The following is a 10,777-nucleotide window of genomic DNA, read 5'->3' on the forward strand; positions in this document are numbered from 1 at the left end:
CCTAAAGGCCCGTTTACATCTCGAATTCCCGCTGGATTTTTTCGACGCTGTCGAAATCGTTCAAAAAGACATCCAGCACGCGCGGATCGAAATGGCTTCCCCGGCCGGCCCGCATGATCTCCAGGGATTTCTCGTTGGAGAAAGCCTCCTTGTAGGGCCGCTTGCTGGTCAGGGCGTCGAAGACGTCGGCCACGGCGCAGATGCGGCCGTAGAGGGGGATGGCCTCGCCGGAAAGCCCCTTGGGATAGCCCGAGCCGTCCCATTTCTCGTGATGGGACAGGGCGATGATCTCGCCCACGCGCAAGAGTTCGAAATTGGAATCGCCCAGGATGCGTCCGCCGAAGATGGTGTGCTTTTGCATCACCACCCATTCCTCGGGCGTGAGCTTGGCCGGCTTCAAAAGGATGCTGTCGGGGATACCGATTTTGCCGATGTCGTGCATGGGGCTGGCCTGCAAGACCAGGTCGACCTCGGCGTCGGGCAGGCCCAGCTTGGCGGCGAGCAAGGCGCAGTAGCGGCTCATGCGTTGGATGTGATCGGCGGTCTCCTCGTCCTTGAATTCGGCGGCGGAGGCCAGGCGGTGGATGGTCTCCAGGTGGGCCGAGAGGATGGTGCGCTGGGATTCCTTGACGTTTTCCAGGGCCATCTTGAGGGCCGAGGTGCGCACGGCCACCATCTCCTCGAGTTCGGCCTGGTAGCGCTTCACCTCGTCCTGGGATTCCTTCATCTTGAGAAGCGAGCCCATGCGCACCCGCAGTTCGGTCAGGTCGATGGGCTTGGAGATGAAGTCGTTGGCCCCGGCCTCGACGGCCTTGAGCCTGTCCTGCTTGCTGGTCAGCGCCGTGACCATGATGATGGGGACGTCGGCCACTTCCGGGATTTCCCGAATTTTTTTGGCCACGGTGAAACCGTCGGTTTCGGGCATCATGACGTCGAGCAGCACCAGATCGATGGTCGCATCCAGGTGCTGGCGCGCCTCGGTGAAGGATTCCGTGAGCACCGGTTCATGGCCGAGGTTGCGCAACAGCCCGCCGATCACCCGAAGGTTGATGCGTTCGTCGTCAATAGCCAAAATGCGCTTGGGGCCGTCCACATTCCACCAGCCTTTGCCGTCAGGATTCTCTAAATGCGAAGTGCGCAGCAGCCTTTTCCACATTCCATACTAGGGCATGGCTTCCCGAAGGGTCAAGTCGCCGGCCATGTTCGACGGTCCTCCGAAGGGGGATCGTCCCTGGCCGACGCCGGGGCAAGAAAAAAGAGTCTTTTCGACTCGATCCGCCGTCCCTCCTGTTGCTTGGCCGCTTGCGCTCGTGTTAGGCCTGCTCCTGTCGGCCGGTTGCAAGGAAAGAGAGACCCGTTATCGGACAGCGCATGCATTCAAGGATCTTTGCCGCCCTTTGGGCCGTTTTCGCCATCATGGCCGCCTGCGCCTGCATCGGGGGGGCCGCCCACGCCGCTTCCCATGCGTCCCCAAGCGGGCTGGCCTACGTGGTGCGCTACACCGGAGACGCCGATCCCCGCATCCTCGGGCTGCTCAAACAGGTTTCCAAGGCGGAAAGCCTGGTCCAGAGCCCGCCGGATTCGGCCCTGCTCCTCGAGCGCCGGGCCGACGAGGACAAGACCGCCTTTGCCAAGGTCTTTCAATCCGAAGGCTACTTCGCCGCCGTGATCACCGTCGACCTCGACCAGGGCGTTTCGCCGGCGGTTTTGACCTACGCCATCAAGGCCGGGCCGCGCTTCGCGTTAAGCAAGGTGACACTCGCCGTGCCGCCCGACCAGCCGGGCCGCGACGCCGAACTGCCGACGCCGGAAGCAATCGGGCTGCCCGTGCCCGAACCGTTTCTGGCCAAGGCCGTGGTCGACGCCGAAGCCAGGATCACCGACATCCTGCACCGGCAGGCCCGGCCCTACGCCAAGATCGCCAAGCGCCAGGTCACGGCCAATTTCGCCAACCACGACGTGACCGTGGTCTGGACCGTCGATCCCGGGCCGCGGGCCGCCTTCGGGCCGCTGCGCTTTTCCGGGCTGACCTCGATCAAGGAGGCCTACCTCGCCGCCCAGGTCCCCTGGCGGGAAGGCCAGCCCTACGACGCGGACCTCGTGGCCCGCTACCGCAAGACGCTCGTCGGCCTCGACCTTTTCACCATGGTCCAGGTGGAGCCGGCCGGGGAGCTCGACGCCTCGGGCCGGGCCCCCATCCTGGTCAAGGTGATCGAACGCAAGCATCGCACCATAAAGGGCGGCGTCAATTACAAGACCGACGAAGGCCCCGGGGCGAACCTCAGCTGGGAAAACCGCAACCTCTTCGGCGGCGGCGAAAAGCTCTCCCTGGCGGCCACCGGCTCGGCCATCGAGCAGCTCGGCGAAATCACGTTTGAAAAGCCCGACTTCCTGGCCCCCAAGAACCTGTTTACGGCCAAGGGCAAGGTGGCCGACGAAAACAAGAAGGCCTACAAGGGCAAAAACGCCCAGGCCACGGCCATGGTGCGCCGCCACTTCACCGACACCTTCACCGCCGGGGCCGGGGTCGGCTACCGCGCCTCCTACATCGAGAAGGACGAATCGCGTCCCTGGGAGGACGGCACCCGCTACGGTTTCGTCTTTTTGCCCGTCGAAGCCTCCTACGATACGCGCAAGGACCTGCTCGACCCGCAGCAAGGCATTATGGCGAGCCTCGCCTGCGCCCCCTACTGGGGCGCCGTCGGCAATGGCCCGAACTTCGTCCGCCCGGAATTTTCCGTGGCCAACTACTTCAAACTGCTCGAAAAACCGGGACTGGTCCTGGCTACCCGGGTCATCGGCGGCGCCAATATCGGGGCCTCGCGCAACGACGTCTCCCCGGACCTGCGCTTTTACGCCGGCGGCTCCGGCTCCATCCGGGGCTACCCCTACCAGACCGTGGGACCGCTGCGGGGCAAGACCCCGGTCGGCGGCGGATCGCTTTTCACCTTTTCGGCGGAATTGCGCTGGCGCATCACCGAACTGATCGGGATTGTGCCCTTCCTCGACGGCGGCTCCGCCTTCAAAAACGCCCTGGCCCCCTACGACCAGCCGATTCTGCTCGGAGCGGGGCTCGGGGTTCGCGTGTACACCCCGGTCGGCCCCGTGCGCCTGGATGTGGCCACACCGGTGACCCCGCGCAAGGATATCGACGACATTGCCCAATTCTACTTCAGCATCGGACAGTCCTTCTAAGGCCGGGGCGAACGCCGCCCCACCGCGCCATCCCCGACCGCGCCGCCGCTTCTGGCGCTGGCTGGGGTTCGCCCTGGCCGGCCTTTGCGCCTTGCTGCTTGTCGGCTGGGGCCTGCTGCTGACCCCCTTCGGGCTCGACCTGGCCGCCCGGGTGGCCGAGCAGGGCATACGCGCCGGGTCGGGACTCGACGCCCGCATCGAAAACGTCTCGGGCACACTGCCTTTCTCCTTAAACGTGGGACGCTTCGCCCTGGCCGACAAGAAAGGCACCTGGCTTGTGGTGGCCGACGCGCGCCTGTCCTGGTCGCCGCTGGCGTTGCTGCGCGGCCGGGTGGTCATAAACGAGATCGCGGCCGGCACCGTGCGGGTGCGCCGCGCCCCGGACCTGCCGCCCGCGCCGGAGCCCCCGGCCATGGAGTGGCCGCCGCGCTTCCCCCGGCTGCCGCCCATCCTCGTGGACCGCCTTGCCGTGGGCCGGCTCATCCTGGACAAGGAACTGGCCGGCCAGGACGCCGTCATTCGCATCGACGGCAGGCTGGCCGAATCCGGGGCCGGGGCCGTGGGGTTGGCGCTCGCCGCTCAGCGCCTGGACGGCGACAAGCCGCTTTCGGTCAACTTGGCCGGCTCGCTCAACTATGCCGACTGGAAGCTCGCGGCCAAGGCCTCCCTGGCCGACGCGCCCGGCGGGCTGCTCGCCGCCGCCCTGGCCGGACCGGACGGCGGGGGGCTGACCGTGAACCTGACCGGCGACGGCCCGCTCGACGCCTGGAAGGGAACGTTCACGGCCGCGCTTGGCGGCAAGGAATTTTTAAACGCCGACCTGGGCCTCGGCGTGCCCCTGCGAAAAAACGCCCTGGCAGCCTTCTCCGTGCGACTGGCCGTCACGCCGCCGCCTGGGCTTGTGCCCGAGGCCGCCGCCAAATTGGTCGGCGACCATCCGGGCCTCTCCCTGGCCGGGCGCGTGGGCATCGTCAACGACGACCTGTTCCTGGACGAGCTGACGGCCAACGTGGCCGCCGGCAGCCTCACGGCCAAGGCCGGCCTGGACGCAACCGGCAAGAAGATGACCGCGACGGCCACGGTGAACCTCCCGGACGCCGCCGTCATCGATCCCTCCCTGGCCGGCAACGCGGCGGTCACCATCGACGCCAGCGGACCGCTCAACCGGCCAAAGCTCACCGCGCGCCTGACCCTCGGCGGCTTGAGGGCCGGCCCGACGTCCCTCAGGGCGGCCACGATCAACGCCACGGCCGATCCGGCCGGCGACCTGGACGGCCCCTTTCCCGGGGCGGGGCTCACCGTGACCGGCAATCTGGACGGACTGGCCGGGCCCGAGGGGACCTCGCTGTTGGGCGAGGCCTTACGCCTCAACGCGGCGGCCGACGTCGCCGCCGACGGGGCCGTCACCGCGAAAAAGATCGCCCTTACGGGCGCGGGCGGCGCGGTTACCGCACGCGACCTGCGCTACGCCGGCAACAAGATCGCCGGACAGCTCGGCATTTCCGTGGCCGACATCGCCGGCGCGGCCGGCCTGGCCGGATTGCGCCTGACCGGCAAGCTGGCGCTGACGGCCGACATCGCGGCCGACGCCGCCGGCAAGGGGAAAGCCGACTTGGCTGTAAATCTTACGGGGCTGGCCGCCCGCGAAGGCGCGGACGAGGCGGCCAAAGCCCTGGCCGCCCTGCTCGGCGCGTCGCCCGACGTCGCCGCCAAGGCCCGGTTCGCGGCATCCGGCGCGCGCGTCGAATCCCTGACCCTTCACGGCAAGGCGGTCACGCTCGCCGCTTCGGGCGACTATGACGCCGCCTCCGATGGCCTTTCGGCCAAGGCCGCGCTCAAGGCCGCCAATCTGGCCGTGCTCGAACCGGCCCTTAGCGAAAAAAGCGGCGGCGCGCTGTCCCTCGACCTGGCCGTCGCCGGCACCGCCGCCGCCCCACGCCTGACCGTTTCGGCCAAGGGCGAAGGCCTCGTTTTCGGCGACCTGGCCCTGTCCGGGCTGGAGCTTGCGGCCACGGGCAACGATCTGGCCGCCGCGCCAAACGGCACACTGTCGCTTTCCGCCCGGCGCGAGGGGGAATCGGCCCGGTTCGAAGCCGGCTACGCCCTGCGCGGCACGCGGCTTTCCGTTTCCAACCTGCGTCTGGCCGCCCCGGACACCGCCTTTTCCGGCGACGCCGTCGTCGACACGGCAACCGGACGCGTCAGCGGCAAGCTTTCCGGCAAGGCGGGAAGCCTCGCCGGGATCGGCCGTTTCGCCGGGCAAAAGCTCGCCGGCAGCCTGACGCTTTCCGCCACGGCCACAGCCGGCAAAAACGGACAAGGCGTCGTGTGCGACCTGACCGCCGCCGGCCTGCGCCTGCCCGGCCTTGCCGCCGCGAACCTGACCGTGGCCGCCAATCTCGACGACGTCACCGGCAATCCCCGGGGCAAGGCCGACATCGCCGCCAAGGGGCTGGCCGCCGGCGACCTCGATCTGGCGACGCTGTCCCTGGCCGCCCATGGCGACGGCCGCGCGCTTTCCGCCAGGCTCGACGCCAAGGGGACCATCCCGGGGGGCAAGCCGCTCACCCTGGCCACCACCATCGGCCTTGCGCCAGCGGGCAAGGGCCGCCGGATCACCGTGTCCAGCCTCGACGGGAGCCTGGACAAGCAGAAATTCCGCCTCACCGCTCCGGCCACGGTGACCCTCGACGGCGCGACCAAACGCCTCGACGCCTTGGCCCTGACCTTCGACAAGGCCAAAATCGAAGCCTCGGCCAACCTCTCGCCCCGGTCCGTCTCCGGCAAGGCTTCCGTCACGCATCTTTCCCTGCCCATGCTGGCCTCCTTCGGCGTGACCGGGCTTAGCGGCACGGGACAAGCGTCAGTGTCCCTGGCCGGCTCCCCGGCAAGGCCCGAAATCACGGCCGAGGTCGCGGTCAACGACCTGTCCATGGCCTCGGAAAAGGGTTCGGGCCTGCCGACGCTGGCCGTGACCGCCAAGGCGTCCGTTTCCGGCGGCAAGGCCGAGGCGCGCGTCGCCGTCGGCCCGACCGGCAAGAAGGAGGCCGTCACCGTCACGGCCAATCTGCCCGTGCGCTTCGGCCTGGAACCCTTTGCCTTCGACGTGCCGCAAAACGCCCCGCTTTCCGGCCGGGTCACCGCCGACAGCGACCTGTCGCAAATGGCGGGACTTCTCGCCCAGGCCAATACCCGCATCGTCGGCCGCCTGACCGCCGACATGGCCCTTGGCGGCACGCTTGCCGCCCCGTCGGTTTCGGGATCGATGGCCCTGGCCGCGAAAAAGCTCGAGAACGCCGATGCCGGCCTCGTCCTGCACAACCTGACCTTCCGGGCCAACGCCTCGGGCGGGACCGTCACCATCGCGCAGGCTTCGGGCCAGGACGGCCACGGCGGCACCTTCACGCTCACCGGCAAGGTCGGCATCGAGGACCCGCAAAACGGCCCCGTGGACCTGAAGCTGAAACTCAACCATCTCCGCGTGGCCGGGCTCGATCTGGCCCGGGTCACGGCGAACGGCGACCTGGCCGTGGCCGGCACCCTGTCACAGATGCGGGCGAGCGGCGCCGTCGAGATCGGCCCGGCCGACATCAACCTGCCCACCTCGCTGCCCCCGGACGTGGTGGTCATTCCCGTCACCTACGTCAACGATCCCAACGCGCCGAAGAAAAAGGCCAAGCGCCACGAGCCGCCGGCCGCCGCCCGCCGCGTCGACCTGGACATCACGGCCTCGCTCGGCCAGGCGGTCTACGTGCGGGGACTGGGACTGGAATCGCGCTGGGAAGGCAAGGTCAAGGTCACGGGCACGGCCGCCGCGCCGGTCGTGGTCGGCAAGTATTACGTGGCCAAGGGCCGGGTGGAGCTTTTCGGCAGCAACCTGGAGATCAGCAAGGGCGACGTCACCTTCACCGGCGGCACGCCCCCGGCCCCCCTCCTCGACATCCTGGCCGAAAACACCTCCGGGGACGTCACGGCCGGGGTCTCCATCACCGGCGACGCGACCAACCCGTCCATCAAGCTGGTTTCGACGCCGACGCTGTCCCATGACGAGATCCTCTCGCGGATTCTCTTCGGACAGTCCGCCAAGACGCTGTCCCCGGTCCAGGCGGCCCAGCTTGCCCAGGCCGCCGCCTCGCTCTACGCCGGCGGCTCGCCCACCAGCGTCCTGGCCCGCACCCGACGCATTCTCGGCCTCGACCAGCTGTCCCTGGTCTCGGACGGCAAGGGCGGCGGCATGGCCTCCACCGTGCTCAAGGCCGGCAAGGAAATCACCAAGGGCGTGACCGTGGGCGTGGAACAGGGCATGGGCGCGCAGTCCGGGGCCGTGTCCGTGGAGGTGCAGGTCACCCCCAACATCACTGTGGACAGCCGGGTCGGCGCGGACAACAAGCAGGGCGTGGGCGTCAACTGGAAGTGGGACTACTAGCCCGGGACGAAAGCCCCGTCCCTTTCATGGGCAAGGGCGCGAAGGGACGACACCCGGCAAGACGGGAAATTGAGGGAGGAAAGAGCGCGGGAGGGCCGCCTCCTCTCGAAGAGCGTCCCCTCCCGCGTCGCCGTTGCCTTTATTTGCCGGCCTTGCGCTGCTGGTCGATTTCCTGCTGGATCCGCTCGCCGTACTTGCGGGACTGGACGATCACCTCGTCCACCTTGTCGCCGCGCAGCCGCATAAGCGAAATCTTGTAGGCCCCGTCGATGGGGATCATGGCGTTTTTGGGGTCGGCATAGAGGGAGTTCATGGCGTCGATGAGGCGGCCGGGCTCCACGCCGACGTAGGAATTGAAGCAGTTGCGGAAGTGCTGCTCGATCTCCTGGGGCTTGGCGTCCTTCTGGAGGGTGCTCGCGTCGGTGCACATGATCCGCACCGCCGTGGCCAGTCCGAACAGGAAGGATTTTTTCTCGCCGCTGCTGTAGCTGTTCCAGGCCTGGGCAAAGGATTTGCCCCCCGCCGCGGACACCGAGGAAGCCGAATAGGCCGGAACGCGAAACGCCACCAGCATGAAAAACAAGACAAAAAGCAAGGCCTTTCTGGTCATGTCGATAATCTCCTTGAAATGGGACAAGCGGGCGACGCGCCCGGACGGATTGTGGCGTTTCTACGCCATGGCGCGACGTCCGGCAAGCCCGTGGCCTTGACAATCGCGAAACCCCGGGCATTGTGGGCCGAGAAGCCAGACAACGACGCCAAAGGAGCCTCCCATGCCCCGATGTCTTCCGGCCCTGCTCGCCCTGACCGTGATCCTGTCCCTGGCCGCGCCCGTGTGCGCCCAGAAGGCCCCCACCACGCTTGCCGGCATCACCCTCGGCGCGGACGCCGAAAACCTGCGCGACCGCCTCGACATCTCCCGCATGGCCCCCATCTGGAACCGGCCGTGGCTCATCCGGGCCAACCTCAAGCCGACCAAGGGATTCGAGGCCGGCTACGTGATCCTCGGCGGCTGCGCCACCACCAACCGCGTCATGCGGGTGCGCCTGCTCTACGCCGACGGCTCCCTGGCCGCCTTCGACAAGCTGGTCAAGGGCATGACCGTCCGCTACGGCGTGCCCACCCCGCTGCCTTCGAAAAAAAGCGGCAAGTACAAGGGCTACCGCTGGGTGTTCGGCTCCAACAAGACCAAGGGCGTCGACGTGCTGCTCGAGCATTTCGGCGCGGCCGTCGATGACGGCCCCAAGGGCAATGTCATCCGGCTCTCGGACAACAGGGCCATAGCCAATGAAAAGGCCTGCTACGACTCCATGGTCCGGGGCGCGCCGGAACCACAGCCGGCGTTTCCCCTGTTTTCCATCGACCAGAACTGGCTGTTGCCCCAATAGCAAGGCGCAACCATGGTTTTCGGCCACGCCGCCCTGGGTTCGCTCGGCAACCAGTTCGTCTTTCGCCGCGCGCCGCTTGCGCTTTGCGTCGTGGCCGCCTTCGGGCCGGACTGGATCGACAAGCCGCTCAAGCTCCTTTTCGGCCTGCCCGGGCACGGCATCGCCCACAGCCTGATCGGCGGCGCGCTTTTTCTCACGCTTTTCGCCCTGCTGTGCCGCCGGGCGCGCCTGCCCGCATCGTGGCCCCTTGTCGTGGCCCTCTTCTGGAGCCTGCACCTCGTCTGCGACGTGGTGCGGGCTCCGGTCCTTTTCTGGCCGTTTCTGGGCGCTTTTCCCACCGTCGACGCCTCCACGGCCGAGATGGCCTGGCGCTTTTACACGGTTGCGCCCTTGTCCGCCCTGGCCTGGTGCGACATCGCCCTGACCGCCCTGGCCGTCTCGGCCAGGCTGGCCCTTGCCGCCTCCTGGCCGCCCGTCGTCCGCCCCGTTTTGGCAAACCGCCTAACCATCGGAAAAGAACGACATTTCATTGACACAAAACCGTGACCCGGCCTATAATTTTTCGCGCCTGCGGGCCGTGCCCACGCGCTTCCCACCGATACCTCACGAACCATCCCAGGAGGACACGGATATGGCGGTTACGATCGGCATCAACGGATTCGGCCGGATCGGACGATACCTGACGCGGCTTGTTGCCGGCGATCCCGACATCACCATCAAGGCCATCAATGCCCGGGCCGACAACGCCCAGCTTGCCCATCTGCTCAAATACGACTCCGTGCACGGCCGCTTCGCCGGCACCGTCGTCCCGAGCGAGGAAGGCCTGATCATAAACGACAAGCCCGTCGCCATCACCCGCCACGGCGGCGGCGAATGGCGCTGGGGGGATTGCGGCTGCGACTACCTCGTCGAGACGACCGGCAAGTTCGTGGACCGGGAATCCTGCGAAAAGCACATGGCCTCCGGGGCCAAAAAGGTCATCATCAGCGCCCCCGGGAAAAACGAGGACATCACCGTCGTCATGGGCGTCAACGACCAGGACCTGCGGCCCGAGCACCGCATCATCTCCAACGCCTCCTGCACCACCAACTGCCTGGCCCCCATCGCCAAGGCCGTAAACGACGCCTTCGGCATCAAGCACGGCCTGATGACCACCATCCACGCCTACACCATGAGCCAGCGCATCCTGGACGGCTCCCACAAGGACTGGCGGCGCGGCCGGGCCTGCGGCCTGTCCATGATCCCGACCACCACCGGCGCGGCCCGGGCCGTGACCAAGGTCATCCCGGCCCTGGCCGGACGCCTGGACGGCATGTCCATCCGCGTGCCCACGCCCAACGTCTCCCTGGTGGATTTCTCCTGCGAACTGGAAAAGCCCACCGACACCGCCGGGCTGCTCAAGGTGCTCGAGGCCGCCTCCGGCGAGAACCTGGGATTCACCGAGGAGCCGCTGGTGTCCATCGACTTCACCGGCGACACCCACGGCGGCGTGGTCGACGCCAAGGCCAGCCAGGTCCTCGACGGCACCATGGCCAAAATCCTGGCCTGGTACGACAACGAATCCGGCTTCACCAACCAGCTCGTGCGCCTGATCAAGAAGGTGGCAAGCCTTTAAGAAGTGAAGAACCGGGGGGAACCCTTTCTGTAGAAAGGTTTCCCCCCGGACCCCCTTTCTAAAGATTTTAATGGTGACGGTCTGTTATCGTTAAAAAGTTTTTGGGAGGGGAGAGCGCGAGAGGGGAACCCTTTTTTCAAAAAGGGTTCCCCT

At 67.2% G+C, this 10,777-nt stretch carries 7 protein-coding genes; 5 read left to right on the top strand and 2 right to left on the bottom strand.

What is annotated here, in order from left to right; translation table 11 throughout:
* Positions 1–13: 13 nt before the first annotated feature.
* Positions 14–1,093, bottom strand: a complete 1,080-nt coding sequence (locus DESFRDRAFT_RS16630) for an HD domain-containing phosphohydrolase (RefSeq protein ID WP_005995866.1) — start codon at positions 1,091–1,093, stop codon at positions 14–16.
* Between the two features lie 278 nt (positions 1,094–1,371).
* On the opposite strand from DESFRDRAFT_RS16630, the gene DESFRDRAFT_RS16635 reads away from it, so the two are divergent.
* Both DESFRDRAFT_RS16635 and DESFRDRAFT_RS16640 read left to right on the top strand, forming a co-directional pair.
* A complete protein-coding gene (locus tag DESFRDRAFT_RS16635; RefSeq protein ID WP_005995867.1) occupies positions 1,372–3,195 on the top strand; it encodes an autotransporter assembly complex protein TamA in 1,824 nt (607 codons plus the stop codon).
* Entirely contained in the window at positions 3,158–7,621 is a 4,464-nt protein-coding gene (locus DESFRDRAFT_RS16640; RefSeq protein ID WP_005995868.1) for a translocation/assembly module TamB domain-containing protein, read from the top strand. The genes DESFRDRAFT_RS16635 and DESFRDRAFT_RS16640 overlap by 38 nt, the downstream gene beginning before the upstream one ends.
* Positions 7,622–7,760: 139 nt before the next feature.
* Here DESFRDRAFT_RS16640 and DESFRDRAFT_RS16645 read toward each other — a convergent pair whose 3' ends face one another.
* Entirely contained in the window at positions 7,761–8,231 is a 471-nt protein-coding gene (locus DESFRDRAFT_RS16645) for a hypothetical protein (protein ID WP_005995869.1), read from the bottom strand.
* Between the two features lie 163 nt (positions 8,232–8,394).
* On the opposite strand from DESFRDRAFT_RS16645, the gene DESFRDRAFT_RS16650 reads away from it, so the two are divergent.
* The 3 genes from DESFRDRAFT_RS16650 (at position 8,395) to gap (ending at position 10,624) form a co-directional block, all read left to right on the top strand.
* A complete protein-coding gene (locus tag DESFRDRAFT_RS16650; RefSeq protein WP_005995870.1) occupies positions 8,395–9,009 on the top strand; it encodes a hypothetical protein in 615 nt (204 codons plus the stop codon).
* Between the two features lie 12 nt (positions 9,010–9,021).
* The gene (locus DESFRDRAFT_RS16655; protein WP_005995872.1) at positions 9,022–9,555 is read left to right on the top strand and encodes a metal-dependent hydrolase; all 534 of its coding nucleotides are present in this window, start codon (positions 9,022–9,024) and stop codon (positions 9,553–9,555) included.
* An 85-nt stretch (positions 9,556–9,640) separates the two neighbouring features.
* Positions 9,641–10,624 (top strand): type I glyceraldehyde-3-phosphate dehydrogenase, encoded by a 984-nt coding sequence (gene gap, locus DESFRDRAFT_RS16660; RefSeq protein ID WP_005995873.1) that lies wholly within the window; start codon positions 9,641–9,643, stop codon positions 10,622–10,624.
* Positions 10,625–10,777 lie beyond the last annotated feature (153 nt).

It is taken from the genome of Solidesulfovibrio fructosivorans JJ] (assembly GCF_000179555.1).
Taxonomy (GTDB): Bacteria; Desulfobacterota; Desulfovibrionia; order Desulfovibrionales; family Desulfovibrionaceae; genus Solidesulfovibrio; species Solidesulfovibrio fructosivorans.

Bases quoted from the DNA above. Each gene is read 5' to 3' on its own strand.
- DESFRDRAFT_RS16635 (WP_005995867.1), top strand. From the start codon at position 1,372: ATGCATTCAAGGATCTTTGCCGCCCTTTGGGCCGTTTTCGCCATCATG.
- DESFRDRAFT_RS16645 (WP_005995869.1), bottom strand. From the start codon at position 8,231: ATGACCAGAAAGGCCTTGCTTTTTGTCTTGTTTTTCATGCTGGTGGCG.
- DESFRDRAFT_RS16650 (WP_005995870.1), top strand. From the start codon at position 8,395: ATGCCCCGATGTCTTCCGGCCCTGCTCGCCCTGACCGTGATCCTGTCC.
- DESFRDRAFT_RS16655 (WP_005995872.1), top strand. From the start codon at position 9,022: ATGGTTTTCGGCCACGCCGCCCTGGGTTCGCTCGGCAACCAGTTCGTC.
- gap (WP_005995873.1), top strand. From the start codon at position 9,641: ATGGCGGTTACGATCGGCATCAACGGATTCGGCCGGATCGGACGATAC.